Origin of the sequence: Pedobacter glucosidilyticus (assembly GCF_002483235.1) — a bacterium.
In the GTDB taxonomy this organism is placed as follows: Bacteria; Bacteroidota; Bacteroidia; order Sphingobacteriales; family Sphingobacteriaceae; genus Pseudopedobacter; species Pseudopedobacter glucosidilyticum_B.
On the sequence record NZ_DLHN01000011.1, the window covers coordinates 1 to 18,369 of the forward strand.

Genomic DNA, 18,369 nt, shown 5'->3' on the forward strand with positions numbered 1-18,369 from the left:
AAGTCAAATAAATCTTTTGTAAAAGCTTTCGTTAAGCACTATCAGAAAGCAAGCGGAAAAAGTGTTACAAAAACTTTCAACAAAGCACAAACTTCTCCACGACTCCCGTTTGTGGCTAAAAGATTTTTGGAGGATTTACAACAATATTTTTATTTTACCTTAATGGAGCATATACCCTAAAAGGATGTATAATATAATTTTAATTTGCACTGCACATTTGGAAAATGGAAAATGTAATTCTGATGAATTATTTGACATCCTGAAAGAGATAAAGCCCGAAGTAATATTCGATGAGTTAACAAGTGATTATTCTGATATGTATTATAGCGACTCATTTGATACGTATTGTGTGAATTGCATTTTGCGTAATAAGCCAGCGCCAGTAGTGCCTCTTGAGGTGAAATGTATCAAAAAATATAAACAATACCATAGGGTCAAAATTGTTCCTGTTGATATTGATGTAAGTAAAAAATTATCGAATTATCAGAATGAGATTACCTATACTTTTCTAAAAATCTTTAAACACGAGGATTATATAAAGTTAGAGAATGAGAGAGATGCTTTGGTAGCACAGGAAGGTTTTCAATACCTTAACAGTGATAAATTTTTAGACTTTTTAGATAGAAAGGAGTCAATAGAAAAAAATATTCTGGAATGTGATATCGAGAATGAAAGGCTACTTAATACTTATAGATTATTTTATGCTGAGCATCGCGTAAACCGCGAGAACTCAATGATTCAAAATATTTACAATTACAGTAAAGAAAATCAATATCAGCAAGCAGTTTTTTTAATTGGTGCTGATCATAAAAAGTCTATCATGCAAAAAATTATAGGTTATGAAGAACTGTCAGAGATTAAATTGAACTGGAGAATGTATGGCAGCAGATGAAATAGAGATGAATTATTTATTTTTATATAGGGCACTTATGCAACTTGAAATAGAGTCCGACTGCACTTTAATCCCCAAGGTGCTTAGTGAGGTAAATTCATTTCTGACCCAATGTTTGGGGTCGACCCACTTCTATCGCAAACATCGGCCTGTGACTAATATTATAACTTAAACATAACAGGAATTAGATAAGAAATCCTTACTGGTTTTCCATTATTTTTCCCCGGGATAAATTTAGGGGAAGCTTTTAATAGTTTATTGATTAATCAATGCATTGTGTCTACATGAATTATGCAGAAAGCTTTCCTTCAAACTCTAACATAAACTCCTTAAAAAAAGCACAGTTTTTTATCAACAAATCTATATTTAATGATTGAAAAACTTCTGGTGCATGAGATTCTTTATACTGTCTCTTTCCATTAGCAGTTTTTGATTTTAGAAATTCTTTTGGATCTTTCTGACGCATAGGATTACCTGTAAAACTAATATTACATTTATACAGGTTATTAAAGGCTGCAATGTCTGCAAGAATTAAAGCCTCTAACTCCCATACATTTAACAATAACACGTCTTCTTTTTTACTCAGTTTTTTAAACCAAGTTTTCTTCCTCTCTACAAAGTCTTGTTGGGTATCAAAGCCGTCCAGATCTCTGATAAAAATGATGATTTTGCAGGATGTTCTTTTTACTTCCTGCTCTAACGCCCTAGATGTTTTAGGATTGTCTAACTGATAGCCCTTTATACCTTTCAGTAAAGGTTTAAACTGAAGTTTACCTTCATATTTACTACTTAGCAAGTTCTTTATCGCTGCAGTATCGTTAGGATCTTCGCCAACCAAACCTACCTGAATCATTCTTCTAAATCTGATAGTAACCAATAATCGCTTAGGTAGCCCACTTCATTCATGTAAGCAGTAGCTTTTTCACGCTGTTCTGTTATCATCCTTGAAATTTGTGTTCCCTGCCCTTTTTCATACCTGGCAATCATAATTCTATCTAATTCTTCAGAGGTTAAAATATCCAGCGCTTTTGGAGAATGGGTGGAAATTATGATTTGTTGATCTTCTGACTGCTCTTTGAGAAATTGCATTAATAAAGACAGCTGGTGTGGATGTACTCCAAGTTCTGGTTCTTCTACAAGGGTTATTCCTCCTTTGTTAAGGGTAACATCAGTAATAATAAAAAATAAGCGTTTGGTACCATCTGATAGTTGAGACCAAGGCAACCAGTTGTCGTTTACTAAAAAATCTAACCTAATATTATCAACAATCAAATGGGAATCGTTTCTATAAAGTGAAATATTCTTATTAAACCTTAACCCTTTAATAGGGGTAAACAGACGTAGATTATCAATAACCTCTTGGTCTAACTCCATTTGCGAAATAATATTTTCAGCATTTAAATTGCTTAGTGCATGATTCCATTTATTTTGTAAATCATCATCATCTTCATCATCTATTGAGGCAAAAAAGCTGTCTTCCAATTTACTATAAGACTTATACAATAACGTTGAATCAACATCGTAATCCCAAAAGTCATCAGCCTCTAATGTTATATTTAGTGAACTTGGAATGGCAATTCCCTTAATATCAGCAGGATAATCAAAGCGAACATATTTAGGAAGAATAAAACGCATTCCCAGTCTTTGCAAAACCAATCTAAGATTACCTCCGGATCTAATATTCTTTCCTTTAAAGTTAAAAGTCTTAGCTTCTATATCTGTGCTATCGAAAATAACTTCTTTATTAAGAAGTAGTTTTTGTTGGTACGCTTCATTGATATCATCAACTGTACTTGTAGCGGCCTTTGCACTTAACCTATCAATAGTATAAGAAATACTATAATCTTCTATAGCATTAAATACTAAGCTACCATTTTTAAACCCAATGATTCCACGATAAATGCTATGTAAAATACTGTTTAAGCCTTCAAGAAAATTAGATTTACCGGCTCCATTTTTTCCAATTAGTATATTAAGACCAGGCATGATAGTTACCTTTAAATCTTCAATAGATTTGAAGCCTCTTATAGAAACTTCGGAAATTGAATATGTAGATTTTGATATGTGATCAGCCATTATACAAATGTAATAGAATTAGGCGTAATAGGAAAAACCACAAAACATGGAACTTTATTAAACTTTTAAAATAGTACGCTGTTATGACGAATATAAAACCTCAATCTAAATGTTTAATAAAAGTATAATTTTTTCTGTAAAATTATACTTTGAACCAAACCACTTGACAAAACAAACTGACATATTAAAAATTCTTCTGTGGCAAGAATAATGACCAAGGGAAGCGGCAAAGGCTTCTTGTGCTAGATAGAGGATAAGCTGGGATGATGTTTTGGCAAGCCGGATGGAAGACTTAAAGCGAAAGGCTTTAAATCATCATGAGAAGACTAACTATGAAATAAAGCGGATCTTTTACGCCATCCTACGGGAATAAAAGAAATAGCGCTATCTTTATTGTACCTCTTGAAAGAGAAAAAGAACATATCAAAACTGTAAGGAACTATGAAAAGATTTTCGCAGAAACCAACTGATTGTACGTCTAATGGGTCTGTTATCCAGAGCGGTCAGGCTGTTAGTTCAAAAAATTGTTCGAGGGTAAAAAAAGAAGCCTCTTCTAGCAGGTTTAGTGGTATGTCTAAAGATTTGGAAAGAGTACCGCCTTTGTATATCCCAGGATACAAGTCGAGAGGTTAAAACCACAAAGTTTCTCGTTTTCATTATTTGCCTTTAAATATATTTTCCCTGTGCCATTTTAAGTTCTCGTGTGCAGGATAATACCTTTCGCCGGGAGGCAGGTGTATTTGTTTACCTTCTAGTTTGTTGATACTGTAAACATGTTCTGCATCTTCGATAATAGCGGGAGAAACGAGTATTTTGTAGTTTTCATCAATACTTAATAGCCCTCGATCGAATGCCCTATGCATATTGGGGCATAAAGCAATGCCATTACTAATTTGATCGTCATGTGTGATGCTAAAGGGTATGATATGGCAGGCATCTACAAAACTGTGACCATAAGTAGAGCTTAGTTTCATCCCTGTAAAGCTGCAAGTAGCTAAATATGCTTTAGGTATGAGCTTTTTAAACAGTCCGTTGCGTACAAAAACATCTTCTTCTGTTTCTATCTTGATGGTTTTATAACGAGCTTGTGGTTCGTTTAAAACATAGTCTTCTAATTGATGAAGATAACCTGCTTCTTTTGCCTGGCTTTGTAATTTTTGCTGGGTTAAAGGGAAATAAGTTGTTAAAAGCTTTTCTTTGATAAGCTGGCGTGACAAAGGATTGCTTAGTAAGAGATACAGTTCTTCGTTGAAAAAACCATAGGCTACGGTTGCGGCTAAGGTATTTACACTTTTAATATGAGCATTAATTTGACATCCAGAATGTGGCAATAAAAACCAAAAAGGCTTAGCATCTGCTTTATCACTTTGTAGATAATAGAAAGGCTGGGTAAAGTCGGCCTGATTTAACGTATTAACCAATAACTGCCAATTCTCTTTGAATGTACCCACGAGGTCTGCATTGATGTATACCTTATTTTCCGTAAGCACACCTCTATCTATTAACTCTATGATACTGATGAGTAAAATAGGTTTATGTGGCGCTAAGCCATAGGGTGTAGAACCTCGCTTGAGCTTACTAAGTGCGTAAAGATATTTGTTTAGTGTCTCTTGCATAAGGGTATCATACAATATTGCAGAATTTGATGGAATAATGCAAGTGGGATTTCGAAAGTAGAAAGATGCTTAATTGTTTATGGTTTCTATAGCCACAGGTTTAAACCTGTGGCTATGGTGATGATGATAAACCAACGATAAAATCGTTAAACCATGTTAAGTACGCGTTGCAAACGAGCACAAGGGTGATGCAATATTTCGATTATTTTTTCTTCCTCCTCCTTCGCCTCCTCCAAGAGGAGGACACCTTGCAAATGGTTGATTACGATGACAAAACAATCGTGATAGCTTTACTGTGTTCGCTATGACAAAATTATGGGGGAGCTTACATTAAAACAAGAGGTTGTCTCCAAAATCTTATTTGTCAAATTGAGCGGAGTCGAAATGTTCTCTGATATACTCAAAAAAGGCTTCGACTCTGCTCAGCCTGACATAAAGTGGTGATTTGGGACAACCTCATGCTCCTGCATCATTTCTGAGCTTCAAACATTAAGCAAATTGAATTTATGCTTAGGGTTATGGGGTTAAAAATCAAATTTATGGTGTTTTAGCAGGCTTTAAATCTGATGTTTTGATGTAAATTTTATTTCCTTTACCATCTATATAATAAATGCGGTCTTTACCATCGCGGTAAACGCTTTGTCCGGCTGGGCCTACCTTATCTTTTATTTGTTGGTCTAAGATTTTGGCTCCGCCTTTTACACCAAGTTCTGCAGTTTTATGACCAGCTTTTTTTACGCCTTTTTTAATATCGTTTACAACAGTATCTGTTTTGGTGTTTTTCTCTTGGGCAAATGCAGCAATACTTACCATGCCAGCAAATGCGGTTGTTAAAATTAACTTTTTCATAGTATTTCATTTTTGGATAGATAGTATCCAAAAGAGATGCCAATTATAAAGCTTGGTTATGGTTAATAAAACTTTCTGGCTGCTGTATATCCAATTTATAGGTGTTCCCTTGGTTTAACAAAGCTTGAAAACTATGCTTAGGCGATGCTTGATCATCATAAGCTTTTAACGCTTTAGCCGTATAAATGGCACATAAAGGTTCCCAAAATTGTTGGTTATGGTAGGCGTAATAATCATAATCAGGAAATTGTTGATAGCTTTCTATCAGTTTAGTAAGGGTAGCTGCTTGCAGATTTATCAAATCGCAAGCTAAAACTATAAAATCTGTTTCAGGATGTAGTTGATGTGCAGATAACAAGCCGTTTAAAGGGCCTTTAACCTCATGATGGTCAATAATAAAAATTTCTGCGTTTGCATGAGTTTGATAGTGTGCTAGCTGTGTTCTATTGATAGAAATAAAGGTTTGGAGGTGAAAAGGTTTGAGTTTTTCGGTCATCAAGGCAAACCAAGGTTGCTTATCTTTTAAAATTAAGCCTTTATCGGTCCCCATTCTTTTGCTTTGGCCTCCGCATAAAATTAATCCGCTTAACGTTGGCATAGGCTTATTTTTTATCAGAATGACCTAAGCTTTTCTCGGGGTTTACCTGATCTCTTATCAGTTGTTTTAGCTCTTTTATTTCTGGAAACCGACCTTCTTTTTTTCTGTCGAATAGTTCTAGTTCGCCTACGCTGATGCTGTATTTTCCACTTGTCTCACTAGGTTTTAAGCTAACCGCTGTAACATCATCTGTAAAAGTTGATAATATTTCCTGAGCCATGTAAGCAGCTCTTAACATCCAATTACATTTTGGACAATATTCTATGGTGATGGTTGGTTTCATATTTGATTAACCCTCAAATTCATAAACGTGTTTATTAGCATCGCCAGTGATTTTTTGGCAAGAACAATTTCCTCCCCATTCTTTGGTTCCATCGCTAAAATATTCGCATTTCCAAATGGGCACTTCATGTTTTATCCTATCAATAATATATCTATTTGCGGCATAAGCTTCTTTTCTGTGTGGCGAGCAAGTAATCACCACCACAGCAGATTCGCCAGACATTACTTTCCCAGTTCTATGCTGGGCTAGAGCTTTGGTTAAATGCCAACGTTTTGCAGCTTCTTCCACAATACTCGCAATCATTTTACTAGCCATACTTTCATGAGCTTCATAATCTAGATAGTTAACCGTTTTGCCAATACTGTTATCCCTAACTTCGCCACTAAACAAGACCACAGCACCCGCTTTTGGGTCGTGGGCCAAGCTCAGCAATTGAACCAAATCTAAATCTATATCACTTAAAGGAGAAATATTAACCTCCGCTACTTGGGGGAATAACGCTGATTTCATCATTTTCATGGATTAAATGGCTTAAGTCTACAAATTCATCATCTACAGCAAAGCGGCAAAGGTTTAGCAATGCTAAGGCTTTAGGTTGTTGTTGGGCTAAGTGAGCCTTTAAATCTGTAATCGTTTTAAGATTTTCTTCTAAGAGAAAATCCTTATCGAAATAATCTTTAAGGGCGGCAAAAACTTTTATTTTCATGATGATTTATCCTCCAATCTCTAACATAGTTAGGCTACTTCCGGTAAATTTAAGGCTTTGTTTTTGTTTCATGGCGTATTGTAGCTTCTGTTTTAAAAGCTCTTCCGAGTCTTCATCAGCCATGTAAACAGATCTGTTACTACTTAAACACCCAAATAAATTTCCTTGAGCATCCATACGTAAGCGGTTACAGTCATGACAAAATGGGGCGCTTTCATTGGCGATTATCCCAAAAAAATGCCCTTCTTGTGTTTGCCAATAATTGGCTGTAGCCGATGTTTTTCTAATCACTCTGGTGAATTGATATTTCTGAGCGATGGTAGCCAAAATCTCATCCTTAGTGAAAATTTGAGCTGTAGTTTGCTCATGTAAATGGCCCATAGCCATCAATTCTAAAAACCTGATAGGGATATTTAAATCAAAAGCATATTTTAATAAAGGTAAAATCTCTTGCTCGTTTAGCCCCTTCATGATAACGGCATTTAATTTAACCTTTAAACCAGCTTTGATAGCTGTTTCAATACCGTTTAATACTTCTTGTACTTTTTTTCTTTTGCTTATTTTCTGGAAAGTAAGTTCATCTATCGCATCTAAAGAAATATTAATACTATCTAAACCCGCATTTTTTAGGTTGGATGCTTGTTTAGCTAATAAAAAACCATTGGTGGTTAAAGTGATTTCTGGTATTTCTAATTTCTTAAGCTCATGAATAAGAGATGCAAGTTGATGATACAATAAAGGTTCGCCTCCTGTAAGTCTTATACTGTCTAGTGCTAAGTATTGATGTAATTTTGCAACTCTCTGAATAAAAAAATCTACCTTTTGTTGAGGTTTGCTAGCTACATTATCAGTTCCCATAGTACAGTAAGAGCAATTGAAATTGCAATGGTCTAGTAGGCTAAGTCTTAGCTTTTTAAACTTTCTGTTGTAGATATCTTCCATTTCCTCCATCACATCAAAAATAAAAGTTTAAAAGAAGCAATTGCTAATACCACAGTTAATAAATATCGTACGGTAGAAATTTTAAAATAGCGGCTACCAAAATATGCGCCTGCAAAGCCTCCGGCTAAAGCCGAAAAAAACCAAAACCATACCGATGAATCTTGTATTTCTAAAGCGTTTGGATAACCTAAAAGCCCCGCTAAAGAGTTGCAAACGATGAATAAGGTTGAAACCGATGCTGATTCTTTGCTATTTGCCCAGCCCATCAGCATAAGTAGAGGACTTAAAAATATACCACCGCCTATGTTTAAAATGCCTGCTAATAAACCTAATAGTGCTCCCCAAATTAAAGCTTTTACCAAAGGAATATCTTTTTTTATTAGAGTTTCTCGGCTACCAAATCCCAATAACCTGATGACCGGAAATACCAAAGCTATACCTAAAAGTGTATGGTAAATTTGAGTATCTAATGCGAATTTTGAGCCTAAAAATGCAAATGGGATAGAGGTTAATAGGAAAGGCCAGCACAAATGCCATCTGAAAAATCCGGCTCGGTAAAACTGGATAAAACCAGCGCCAGCAACCAAAATATTGAGCAAAAGCACCATGGTTTTATATTGAGCAAGCGGAATAGCAAAAATAGAAAGTACAGCCAAATAGCCGCTAGCGCCACCATGCCCTACAGATGCGTATAAAAATCCAACTGAAAATAAGGCCAATAGCAATAAGATTTCTATGCTCATAAAAAAGGCTGTTTTGCTAAGTGAATTTCAAGAAAATCTTCTTTTGGAGCCTCACATACAGGGCAAAAATAGGATTCTAAACTGTTAAAATTTGTTTTTGGAGCTATTTCTTGTGTGCTATCTCCGTAATTCTCATCATAAATGGTTAAACAGTTTTTACACTGATAAACATGATGTTTTTGTATTTGCTTAGGTCTTTCCTTTTCTATTTCAGAGCTTTTTCCTGTATGTTCTCTCAAATGATAATACAGGGTACAAATTTCTGTCAATTTTGGTACAAGCTGTTCTATGGTAACACCCTCATGAAAAGTGATATATTCTTTAGAATTTGGATTAAAGTTTCGTGTGTACAAAAGCTCATACAACTCTTTACCAGTGCTATTTTTACTGTTTCTTTTTCTGATAACGATAGAGCTAAATAAGCCTGTTTTAGGCTTAGTTTTGATGGCAAAACATAAGCGATAGGTTCTTAAATCGGCTTCTTCAAACTGTTTAACCAAGTCTATTTTTAGCTTTAAAGCTTCTTCGCATAAATCTTCAACTTGCCAATTTAATTCGTTAGCAGCATGCCTAATATTGATTCTAAATTTATCTAATAGGCTACTCCAATAAGTTCTGTCTTTGATATTGATATTTTTGATAACTATAGATTTCCACGAGGTGGTATAGAGCTGGCCAATTCTTGTTGATTTGCAAATCTCGCAAACGGCTTTTAAGAATTTGATGCTATATTCCTCATGCCTCCTGTAAATACCTAGCCACAATTTGTTTTCGCTGTATTTGTTAAGTCCTTCGTAATAAGGTAATTGAAAATCGGTATGTATTAAGGGTTTTTGAATTTCTTGTTGATGAAAATTATGGCTTTTAAGAACCTGAGCGTAAATATCCTCTCCGTTTAGGTTAGTTGTTTCTTTATTAAAATTAGGACTAATGTAATTTTCTAAAACTGAACTCAAAGCCGCAATATCTTCAGAATAGATTAATGAGGGCCAGCAAAACATATCATTCGTTTTTGGAAAACGGATATATAAATACCAGAAATTATTAGTCTCTGAGGCTATAAAATTAAGGTTGCCCGTAAAAAAGGGAATTAAATTTTGGTAGTAATCAACTATATTAATTTTAAGCTTTGGCTGGTGATTAAAGCCGTCTAAAATATCTTTATAAACACCTTCTGTTAACCATAAGGATGTTTGAAAAATTTCTTCTGTAACATAAGAACTTACAATGTTAGGAAACTCATCTTGGTCTATTTCATAGGGAATATCATGAACCATAAACCTATCTTTTAAGTCTTCTAGTGCAGTTGCTGTAATTTTAAATAGAATTTGTTGGCGATTACCAAATCTGATATTCTCTACATCGCACTGTTCTGCAATGGTCAAGATTTCATGTAAATCTCCGATAGAGACAATGCCACCCGGTAAGTTTATTTTGATGATGTGCGTTTCTATAGCCATTAGATTAGATTTAAAACTACTTCCTCTTTTTGGGATGCTTCATCAAGGATTTTTTTAACTTCTGATTTACAAGAGCCGCAACCTTGACCTGCACCAGTGGCACTGCATAAGGTGTTTAAATTTGTACAACCCAAAGCTATTTTTTCTTCTAAATTACCTTTACCAACGTTATTGCAACTGCAAACGAGTTTACCTTTAACAGGTTCTGCTTTTTTGCCGCTTCTAAGCAACTGCATTCTCTTTTCGCTCAGCTCTATTTTGTTAGCAATAAGTTCTTTAAATTCTAAAAATTCAGATTTGTCGCCAATGAGAATAGCACCAACCAGTTTATCTTGCTTGATGATACATTTCTTATAATATCGCTTAGCTTTATCGATAAAAACTATTTCTTCATAACTCTCATCAGGGCATTCTGGTAAACCAATGCTGCATAAATCAAAACCATTGATTTTTAACAAATTCATGTTGGTGCTACCGCTATAGTAGCTGGCAATATCTCCGTTTAAATAGTTGGCAACTATGCTGGCTTGTTGTTCTGCGGCAGCGGTAATGCCATATAAGCTACCATTAAACTCGGCAATTTCTCCTATCGCATAAATATTTGGGTCGTTAGTTTGCAGATAATCATTAACCACAACACCTTTTTTGCAGTTTAAATCCGATGCTTTGGCTAGTTCTATATTTGGTGTGGTGCCAATAGCTAAAATAATAGCGTCACAATTTATTTTTCTTCCGCTTTTTAGACCAATAGCTGTTAGTTTTGATCTTCCGTAGTAGAGTTGTACTTCGTCATCATAATAAATATCGCAACCTAGATCTACCATTTCTTCGTGTAAAAGCTGACTGCCCAAAGCATCTAGCTGCCTGCCCATAAGCCTAGAACTTCTTTGGATAATGGTGATTTTAACACCTATTTCTCTTAAAGAAGCAGCCATTTCTAAACCTAGCAATCCACCACCATAGATAGCAACATGGGCATTTTTAGGAATATGATTTTTGAAATTATCCGCATCTGTACGGCTCCTCATGGTGAAAATACCTTTTAAATTGGGTAAGTTTTTTGGTACTGATGCTCTGCTTCCTGTTGCCATGATCAGAATATCGTAAGGTGTTTTTCTACCCAAGCTATCGATAACCAATTTTTGCTCCCGGTCTATTTTTTCAACACTTACACCGCGATGAAGCCTAATTTTATAATCTGGTTCTTCTTCATCTGTCATTTTTACCAGTTGCTCCCAGCGTTGTTCTCCACTGATATAATCTGGAAGCATGACCCTATTATAAAAAGGAAAATTTTCTTTGCTAAAGATGGTTATCGCATCTTCTTGGTTAATTTCTCTATAAGCTTTAACAAAGCCATAAGCACCTGCCCCGGCGCCAATAACCACTATTTTTTGTTCTGGTTTTTGATATTTAGTAACCTTAACAGCGCAGTATTTAAAATCTGGTTCTTTAGAAATGGGGTCAAGCAAATCATTGGTGATATTATTTGCTCGGTTTAAATCGTTTCCTAAAATTTTACCCCAATGCATAGGTAAGAAAACCACACCCGGTTTAATGGTATCGCCAATTTTTACTTTAGCTCTTACTTCTCCTCTTGTGGAAGTAATGATGGCTATGTCATCTTCTTTCAGCTGCAAATGCTCAGCATCCTGAATATGAATTTCTAGATACGCTTGTTTGATATGCTGGTTTAGCTTGTTTACTTTACCCGTTTTACTTCTGGTATGCCATTGGTCTCTAATACGGCCAGTGGTTAGGATAAAAGGAAAATCGGGATTTGGTTTTTCGCTGGTTAAAGTATCCGGTACGGCATGTAAGATGGCTTTTTGTGATGGTGTATAAAACTTTTTATCCTCAAAAAGACGTTTTGTTCCGTTTGGTTTATGCTTTTTATAAGGCCATTGAATGCTTCTATTTTCTTTCAGGATAGCATAATTTAAGCCATGTATATCAATGTTGGTTCCTTTGGTAAGTTTGGTATGTTCTATGAATATTTCTTCAACGTTGTTGTAGTTGAAGCTATCATAGCCCATTTTTTGAGCAAATTTACAGATGATTTCAGCATCAGGTAAAGCTTCGCCGGGGGCATCTACAGCTTTATGTAGATAGGTGATTCTGCGTTCAGAATTTGTCATGGTACCTTCTTTCTCTGCCCAAGCTGCTGCTGGTAAAACAACATCAGCGTAAGCTAAAGTTTCTGGTTTATTGCTGATTTCTTGTACCACCACAAATTTGGCTTTTTTTAATGCAGCTTCGGCTTGCCGGGTATTGGGTAAGCTGGTTAATGGATTGGTACACAGTATCCAAATAGCCTTTAATTGCCCGGTTTCTAAGGCCTCAAACATTTCTGTTGCGGTTAAGCCGGGTTTCTCTTGTATTTTTTTTCCTCCCCAAAAAGCTTGCACTTCTTCTCTGTGTAGGGGATTATTAAGGTTGCGATGGGCAGGTAAAAGGTTTGATAGGCCTCCAACTTCTCGGCCGCCCATAGCGTTGGGTTGGCCGGTTAATGAAAACGGACCAGCACCAAGTTTGCCAATTTGACCGGTAATTAAGTTGAGGTTAATCAAACTTAGGTTTTTATGAGTCCCTATAGCACTTTGGTTAAGCCCCATCGTCCACATACTGATAAAGCCTTTGGCTTCGCCAATATATTGTGCTGCCAGTGTAATATCATCAAGGTTTAAGCCGCAAATTTGGGCCGCATCTTCTAAGCTTTTTTCAAAAACTACAGCCTTATAAGCCTCATAACCTTCTGCATGTTGTTGGATAAAGTTGATATCAATATCTCCATTTTCTATCAACAGCCTGCCAATGGCGTGGTTAAGGGTAACATCAGTTCCGGGGTTGATTTGTAAATGTAAATCTGCAATAGCACAAGTATCGGTTATGCGTGGGTCAACAATGATGATTTTTACCTCAGGATGAGCAGCTTTATGAGTTTCAACTCTTCTCCAGATGATAGGGTGACACCAAGCTGGGTTAGCACCGGTAACATAAAAGCAATCTGCCAGTTCTATATCATCATAACAAATGGGTACGCTATCTTCGCCAATAGACATTTTATAGCCTACAACGGCGCTACTCATACATAATCTAGAATTGGTATCTATATTATTGCTGCCAATAAAACCTTTGATGAGCTTATTAATCACATAATATTCTTCAGTTAAACATTGCCCTGAGGCATAAAAGGCAACCGAATCTGGGCCATATTTATCTATAAAAGTTTTAAAAACTGCGGCCGTACGTTCTAAAGCATCATCCCAGCTTACCCTTTGTAAAGGCATGCTTTTATTGTAACGCATTTGCGGATACAGCAACCTATCGCTTTTATCGTTTACAGTATGATGCAGGTTTAGGCCCTTACTACAGAGCATTCCTTTGTTAGAAGGATGATTTTTATCTCCCTCAACCAAAATATTTCCGTTTTTTTCTTTTTGGATAAGCACACCACAACCCACTCCGCAATAGCTGCAGGTAGAAGTAAGTTGTTCTGTTGTTTTTTTAGTGTGCGACATATAAATTTTTATTTAGATGTTTTCAACGATAAGTTTTGAGTTTCAAGGCTTGCTGTTTTTGAGGTAGAAAATTTTGTAATGAGGATAATGATAGAAACGATAATGATGATATAGCCTATGTATTGAAATGCTTGAACATAGCTGATAGATTCTACTTTAAACAAGAAACCAAAGGCCATACCACCCAAATTTCCACCGGCACCTACTATACCGCTCACCATTCCTACATTTTTTTCGTTCACAAAAGGAACAATACCATAGGTTGCGCCATTTGCCATTTTTAAGAATAAGGCGAAAGTGAGCATAGACACAATGGCTAATACAAACGAACCGGATAAAGCAAATAACAGTAAGCCAAAGCCTTCTAACAGCAGCATGATGGCCAGTAAAATACCTTTACCTTTTAAGCCATATTTTAATCCGGTTTTGTCTGATACGATGCCGCCCATTGCCCTGGCGAAAATATTCATGAAGCCAAATACACCAGCCCAAAAGCCGGCACTACTTTGCGATAGGCCAAAAGAGTCTACAAAATGAAGGGCAGCTATATTATCAAAGGTTATTTCCATACCAAAGCACATGGCATAAGCTAAGGTTAAGGCCCAAACTCGCCAATCTCCCAAAATAGACCAATCTGTTTTAGCAGCAGCTGATTTCTCTTTGTTAATCTCATCAAAATTTCCTGCCGGAGTATCTTTGGTATACTTCCAGTATAAAAAGGCGGCTACAAGCATCATCAGCCCGGGTACAATCATGGCGTATCTCCAGGCTTGGGCATCGGTATAACCGAAGCCAACAATAGCCGCAAAAATTAAGGGCATCACCATATTGGTTACGCCACCACCTAAATTTCCCCATCCTCCGGTTATGGCATTGGCAGTTCCTTTAATTTTTGGTGCAAACATCATAGAAGTATGGTATTGTGTAATCACGAAAGATGCACCTATGACGCCTATAGCAAGTCTGAATAATAAAAAAGTCTCGTAAGAATCGGCCAAGCCAACTAAAAACACAGGTAAAGATCCTAAGCTTAATAACCAAATTGCAGCTTTTCGTGGGCCTATAACATCACACAACCTGCCAATAACTAAGCGGGCTATGATGGTAGAAGCTACAGAGGCTATAATGAGGTTGCCAACTTGCGCTTTACTTAAATCAAGTTCTGCCCTGATGGTTGGCATTAAAGGGGCTAAACCAAACCATCCGAAGAAACAAACAAAAAACATGAGCCATGTGATATGGAAAGTTCTCATTTGTATACCTTTTACACTAAATAAGTTAAGTTTTTCTAGTGGTTTTTCGTTTGCTTTTATCATGATTCTAGTATTTGATAGATTTTAATTCTGATTTATCTAATAATTTTAAATGATTTTAAAAATTAGCTCAAAAAATTGATATTAAGTGTTGTTTTTATTGATATAAATTTATCATAAGTAATATTTTAAGACAAATTTTTAAGCGAAATACTATAATTTATATGATATTAGTAATATTTAAGTGTTATTTATGTTGGTTTTTGATGATTTATTATGACTTTTATTTGTTTATTGAGGATTTTTAAATTTAAAAATGGTTAAAAACACAATTTTTATACTTAGAAACTCATTTTTATGTCGTTTTTAAGTGTAATTCTTCTTAAAAACTGCTTATTTATTTTGGAATGTGGTTTTTTGTAGATTAAAAATTAGTTTTTATGGAGATAATGAGCTTAATAATCAGAAATCGAGAATTTATCTATCAATAAACTCAATAATCTATCATGAATTTCTTTGTATTTGGGATGATGAACGATTTCTTTCTTATTTCTTGGTCTTTCTAGCGGTATATCAACAATTTCTTTGATGGTTGATGCTGGACCATTATTTAAAACCACCACCCTATCTGATAAGAAAATAGCTTCTTCAATATCATGGGTAACCATAACAATGGTTTTATCTCTGTTATCTAAATTCCAAAGTTTTAAAAGCTCAATGTGCATTGCGCTTTTGGTTAAGGCATCCAAAGCACCAAAAGGTTCATCAAGCAATAAGATTTTAGGGTTAATAGCAAAAGCTCGGGCTATAGCAACACGCTGTTTCATTCCGCCAGATAAATGCCCCGGTAATTTATGTTGATGTTCCCAAAGGTTTACCATTTTCAGATTCTTTTCTACAATGGCTTTTTTATCTTCTTTGGAGATGTTTTTGAAAGAAGAATCTACAGCTTCATAAATGTTTTGAAACACCGTTAACCAAGGTAATAGCGAGTAATTTTGGAATACAATTCCTCTATCTGGTCCGGGGCCTTTTACCAGTTGTTCGTTGGCAATTACTTCTCCGCTGGTTGGGCTTACCATCCCAGAAATGGTATTCATTAAAGTTGATTTTCCACAGCCAGAATGCCCAATTAAAGAAATAATCTCACCTTTTTTAATATCTAAACTGATGTCTTTTAAAGCGGTGTATAAACCTTTTTTGCTTTTAAAAGAAACAGTTACGTTTTTAATTTTAATGGCTGGCGGCGCCAAAAGTTTAGCTATTTCATCTTTATTTTCAATCTCTTCTGTTTGTAAGAGTTCTAGTTCTTCTTGAGTTAAATTTTTCATCATGATATGTTTTAAGGTTATTTATTTTCCCAGGCAAAAGCCATTTTTAAAGTATTAAAGAATTTATCTAGCAATAGGCCTACGCTACCTATAATCAGAATGGCAACTAGAATTTTCTCAAGCGAAAGTCCGTTCCAGCTGTCCCAAACAAAAAATCCAATACCAGAGCCTCCGGAAAGCATTTCGCCAGCTACAATCACCATCCAAGCGATGCCAATAGAAAGTCTTAAACCTGTTATCATGTGCGGTAGGGTATAAGGGATTAAAATTTTTGTTAAGTATTTAAGCTTAGAGAAGCCAAATGCTTTGCTTACATTTTTATGGTCTTGTGGTATGTGGGCTACTCCAAAAGAGGTATTGATTAATGTTGGCCACAAGGAGGTGATGGTGATGATGAATATCGTAGCTCCGGCTGCTGCTTTAAAAGCTAATAAGCCCAAAGGAAACCATGCTAGAGGTGAAACCGGACGAAGAATTTGGACAATAGGATCAAAAAGGCGCATCATAAATTTAGAGGAGCCCATTAATATCCCTAAAGGAATAGCTATTAAACTACCAATACCGAAACCCAAAAATACTCGCCATAAAGATGCGGTAAGTTGTAGTCCTATACCTTTATCGTTGGGGCCGTAATCATAAAATGGCTCTGCAAACATTTCTTTTGCCACTTGCCAGGTAGCAATAGGGCCAGGTATTTCACTTTTAGTAAGTAGTGTAATCCCTTGCCATATCAAACATAATAAGAGCATACTGGCTGCAAAAGATATGATTTGACCTATGGTGTTTTTAACGAATGTATTTTTCATGATGTTGTTTTTAAAGAAACCTCTGTACTACACTAAACTTTTGGGGTTTAGGTAGTACAATAGGTTTCAGACCTAAACTAAATTTTCTTTTATTTTTTGGTGGTTTTTAGATAAGCGCCAATATTTGATGGATCGAAGTTTACATCGTAAGTAGTTTTGAAAGGAACCATATCTGGCTGGATAGGTATTTTCATTTCCTTTGCTACTTCTGCAAATAAATCATCAAGTACTAATTTTTCTGCAATGGCTTTATAATTAGGTTCTGCTTTTAGCATTCCAAATCTTACGTATTGAGCCATAAACCACATCCCATGAGATTTTCTTGGCGTGTTTACTAAGCCTCCTTTGTAAAAAGTCATAAAATCTCCTTTATATCTTTGGATGCCTAAATCGCAACCCAAATCGCTAGAACCCATTAATCGGGCCTCTATAACAGCTAATGGTGCGTTAACATAATAAGGTTTGGTTAGCCAAGTAGCGGCTTTTTTTCTGTTGCTCAATACATCAAGCCATTTGCAGGCTTCTATAATAGCTTTCATCATTTGTTTAAGCTCTTGTTTATTGGTGTTGGCAAAAGCAGCGTTAACAACCAAGGCTTTCTCTGGGTGGTCTTTCCAAATATCTTGCGATGCTATATGTGTAAAGCCAATGCCTTGTGACGCTGCAACGCCATTCCAAGGTTCGCCTACAGAGAAACCTTCCATGTTATCAACCTTCATGTTGGCAACCATCTGTGGTGGTGGAATAGTAATAATGCCAACCGATTTTTGATTAACGCCAGCTGCAGCAAGCCAGTTACGTAGCCATATATCATGAGTTCCTCCAGGGAAAGTCATGGCAAAGGTTACTTCTTTTCTGGCTTGTATTTTCTTTATGGCAGCACCAACCTTAGCTATTTCTTTATATCCTAAAAGGTTACAGAAATCTTTTGATAAGGTTATAGCTTGGCCGTTATTGTTAAGCACCATGGCAATTTTCATTTCAGAACCTGCTTTGCCACCAATGCCTGTATAAACAGAAAAAGGCATAGAGAATAGGCAGTGTGCGCCGTCTAGCTCGCCGTTAAGGATTTTATCTCTGATGTTTGCCCAAGATGCTTCTTTTGAGAGTTCTACATCGAGACCGTATTTGGTAAAAAGACCAAGTTCTTTTGCGGCTACTAAAGGAGCGCAATCTGTTAAAGGGATAAAACCTAGTTTTATTTTTTTTGCACTAACTGTTAAAGAGCTAATTACTAAGATGAGGACAAAAAATACCCCTAAAGGGTTGTTTATATTATGTTTCATGATACTA

Annotated in this window: 19 protein-coding genes; 3 read left to right on the forward strand and 16 right to left on the reverse strand. The window is 35.9% G+C overall.

What is annotated here, in order from left to right; genetic code table 11:
- Together B2745_RS02350 and B2745_RS02355 are read left to right on the forward strand one after the other, a co-directional pair.
- Positions 1-180, forward strand: a 180-nt coding sequence (locus B2745_RS02350; protein ID WP_304063170.1) for a hypothetical protein, incomplete at its 5' end; no start/stop codon positions are given.
- Between the two features lie 4 nt (positions 181-184).
- Positions 185-892 carry a hypothetical protein gene (locus B2745_RS02355; RefSeq protein WP_304063173.1) on the forward strand — a complete coding sequence of 236 codons (708 nt, stop codon included), beginning with the start codon at positions 185-187 and terminating at the stop codon, positions 890-892.
- Between the two features lie 289 nt (positions 893-1,181).
- On the opposite strand, the gene B2745_RS02360 is transcribed toward B2745_RS02355, so the two are convergent.
- Together B2745_RS02360 and B2745_RS02365 are read right to left on the reverse strand one after the other, a co-directional pair.
- Positions 1,182-1,745 carry a DUF4276 family protein gene (locus B2745_RS02360; protein WP_304063176.1) on the reverse strand — a complete coding sequence of 188 codons (564 nt, stop codon included), beginning with the start codon at positions 1,743-1,745 and terminating at the stop codon, positions 1,182-1,184.
- Complete coding sequence (locus tag B2745_RS02365; RefSeq protein ID WP_304063180.1) at positions 1,742-2,968, reverse strand: ATP-binding protein; 1,227 nt, start codon at positions 2,966-2,968, stop codon at positions 1,742-1,744. The genes B2745_RS02360 and B2745_RS02365 overlap by 4 nt, the downstream gene beginning before the upstream one ends.
- Before the next feature lie 441 nt (positions 2,969-3,409).
- Between B2745_RS02365 and B2745_RS02370 the strand changes: the two genes are divergently transcribed.
- A complete protein-coding gene (locus B2745_RS02370; RefSeq protein WP_304063183.1) occupies positions 3,410-3,601 on the forward strand; it encodes a hypothetical protein in 192 nt (63 codons plus the stop codon).
- Between the two features lie 23 nt (positions 3,602-3,624).
- On the opposite strand, the gene B2745_RS02375 is transcribed toward B2745_RS02370, so the two are convergent.
- The 14 genes from B2745_RS02375 to B2745_RS02440 form a co-directional block, all read right to left on the reverse strand.
- Entirely contained in the window at positions 3,625-4,584 is a 960-nt protein-coding gene (locus tag B2745_RS02375; RefSeq protein WP_304063186.1) for an HNH endonuclease, read from the reverse strand.
- 537 nt (positions 4,585-5,121) lie between these two features.
- Positions 5,122-5,433, reverse strand: coding sequence for a hypothetical protein (locus B2745_RS02380; RefSeq protein WP_304063189.1), 312 nt, complete (start codon positions 5,431-5,433; stop codon positions 5,122-5,124).
- A 43-nt stretch (positions 5,434-5,476) separates the two neighbouring features.
- Complete coding sequence (mobA, locus tag B2745_RS02385; protein WP_304063192.1) at positions 5,477-6,031, reverse strand: molybdenum cofactor guanylyltransferase; 555 nt, start codon at positions 6,029-6,031, stop codon at positions 5,477-5,479.
- A gap of 4 nt (positions 6,032-6,035) precedes the next feature.
- A complete protein-coding gene (locus B2745_RS02390; protein ID WP_304063194.1) occupies positions 6,036-6,314 on the reverse strand; it encodes a SelT/SelW/SelH family protein in 279 nt (92 codons plus the stop codon).
- Between the two features lie 6 nt (positions 6,315-6,320).
- On the reverse strand, positions 6,321-6,827 hold the full coding sequence (locus B2745_RS02395; RefSeq protein WP_304063197.1) for a molybdenum cofactor biosynthesis protein MoaE: 507 nt from the start codon (positions 6,825-6,827) through the stop codon (positions 6,321-6,323).
- Positions 6,787-7,020 carry a MoaD/ThiS family protein gene (locus tag B2745_RS02400; RefSeq protein ID WP_304063200.1) on the reverse strand — a complete coding sequence of 78 codons (234 nt, stop codon included), beginning with the start codon at positions 7,018-7,020 and terminating at the stop codon, positions 6,787-6,789. Before B2745_RS02400 ends, B2745_RS02395 begins: the two co-directional genes overlap by 41 nt.
- A 6-nt stretch (positions 7,021-7,026) precedes the next feature.
- A complete protein-coding gene (locus B2745_RS02405) occupies positions 7,027-7,962 on the reverse strand; it encodes a GTP 3',8-cyclase MoaA (RefSeq protein ID WP_304063203.1) in 936 nt (311 codons plus the stop codon).
- 8 nt (positions 7,963-7,970) lie between these two features.
- Positions 7,971-8,705 (reverse strand): sulfite exporter TauE/SafE family protein, encoded by a 735-nt coding sequence (locus B2745_RS02410; RefSeq protein ID WP_304063206.1) that lies wholly within the window; start codon positions 8,703-8,705, stop codon positions 7,971-7,973.
- On the reverse strand, positions 8,702-10,165 hold the full coding sequence (locus B2745_RS02415) for a rubredoxin domain-containing protein (protein ID WP_304063208.1): 1,464 nt from the start codon (positions 10,163-10,165) through the stop codon (positions 8,702-8,704). Before B2745_RS02415 ends, B2745_RS02410 begins: the two co-directional genes overlap by 4 nt.
- Positions 10,165-13,686 carry a nitrate reductase gene (locus B2745_RS02420; protein ID WP_304063211.1) on the reverse strand — a complete coding sequence of 1,174 codons (3,522 nt, stop codon included), beginning with the start codon at positions 13,684-13,686 and terminating at the stop codon, positions 10,165-10,167. Before B2745_RS02420 ends, B2745_RS02415 begins: the two co-directional genes overlap by 1 nt.
- Positions 13,687-13,694: 8 nt before the next feature.
- Positions 13,695-15,002 carry a NarK family nitrate/nitrite MFS transporter gene (locus B2745_RS02425; protein WP_304063214.1) on the reverse strand — a complete coding sequence of 436 codons (1,308 nt, stop codon included), beginning with the start codon at positions 15,000-15,002 and terminating at the stop codon, positions 13,695-13,697.
- Positions 15,003-15,394: 392 nt separating this feature from the next.
- Complete coding sequence (locus B2745_RS02430) at positions 15,395-16,273, reverse strand: ABC transporter ATP-binding protein (RefSeq protein ID WP_304063217.1); 879 nt, start codon at positions 16,271-16,273, stop codon at positions 15,395-15,397.
- A 14-nt stretch (positions 16,274-16,287) separates the two neighbouring features.
- Positions 16,288-17,076, reverse strand: coding sequence for a nitrate ABC transporter permease (gene ntrB / locus B2745_RS02435; RefSeq protein WP_304063220.1), 789 nt, complete (start codon positions 17,074-17,076; stop codon positions 16,288-16,290).
- Positions 17,077-17,165: 89 nt separating this feature from the next.
- Positions 17,166-18,362: a CmpA/NrtA family ABC transporter substrate-binding protein gene (locus B2745_RS02440; RefSeq protein WP_304063224.1), complete on the reverse strand. Its 1,197-nt coding sequence runs from the start codon at positions 18,360-18,362 to the stop codon at positions 17,166-17,168.
- Positions 18,363-18,369 lie beyond the last annotated feature (7 nt).

Coding starts and splice junctions, on each gene's coding strand:
- B2745_RS02355 (WP_304063173.1), top strand. CDS start 185: ATGTATAATATAATTTTAATTTGCACTGCACATTTGGAAAATGGAAAA.
- B2745_RS02360 (WP_304063176.1), bottom strand. CDS start 1,745: ATGATTCAGGTAGGTTTGGTTGGCGAAGATCCTAACGATACTGCAGCG.
- B2745_RS02365 (WP_304063180.1), bottom strand. CDS start 2,968: ATGGCTGATCACATATCAAAATCTACATATTCAATTTCCGAAGTTTCT.
- B2745_RS02370 (WP_304063183.1), top strand. CDS start 3,410: ATGAAAAGATTTTCGCAGAAACCAACTGATTGTACGTCTAATGGGTCT.
- B2745_RS02375 (WP_304063186.1), bottom strand. CDS start 4,584: ATGCAAGAGACACTAAACAAATATCTTTACGCACTTAGTAAGCTCAAG.
- B2745_RS02380 (WP_304063189.1), bottom strand. CDS start 5,433: ATGAAAAAGTTAATTTTAACAACCGCATTTGCTGGCATGGTAAGTATT.
- mobA (WP_304063192.1), bottom strand. CDS start 6,031: ATGCCAACGTTAAGCGGATTAATTTTATGCGGAGGCCAAAGCAAAAGA.
- B2745_RS02390 (WP_304063194.1), bottom strand. CDS start 6,314: ATGAAACCAACCATCACCATAGAATATTGTCCAAAATGTAATTGGATG.
- B2745_RS02395 (WP_304063197.1), bottom strand. CDS start 6,827: ATGATGAAATCAGCGTTATTCCCCCAAGTAGCGGAGGTTAATATTTCT.
- B2745_RS02400 (WP_304063200.1), bottom strand. CDS start 7,020: ATGAAAATAAAAGTTTTTGCCGCCCTTAAAGATTATTTCGATAAGGAT.
- B2745_RS02405 (WP_304063203.1), bottom strand. CDS start 7,962: ATGGAAGATATCTACAACAGAAAGTTTAAAAAGCTAAGACTTAGCCTA.
- B2745_RS02410 (WP_304063206.1), bottom strand. CDS start 8,705: ATGAGCATAGAAATCTTATTGCTATTGGCCTTATTTTCAGTTGGATTT.
- B2745_RS02415 (WP_304063208.1), bottom strand. CDS start 10,165: ATGGCTATAGAAACGCACATCATCAAAATAAACTTACCGGGTGGCATT.
- B2745_RS02420 (WP_304063211.1), bottom strand. CDS start 13,686: ATGTCGCACACTAAAAAAACAACAGAACAACTTACTTCTACCTGCAGC.
- B2745_RS02425 (WP_304063214.1), bottom strand. CDS start 15,002: ATGATAAAAGCAAACGAAAAACCACTAGAAAAACTTAACTTATTTAGT.
- B2745_RS02430 (WP_304063217.1), bottom strand. CDS start 16,273: ATGATGAAAAATTTAACTCAAGAAGAACTAGAACTCTTACAAACAGAA.
- ntrB (WP_304063220.1), bottom strand. CDS start 17,076: ATGAAAAATACATTCGTTAAAAACACCATAGGTCAAATCATATCTTTT.
- B2745_RS02440 (WP_304063224.1), bottom strand. CDS start 18,362: ATGAAACATAATATAAACAACCCTTTAGGGGTATTTTTTGTCCTCATC.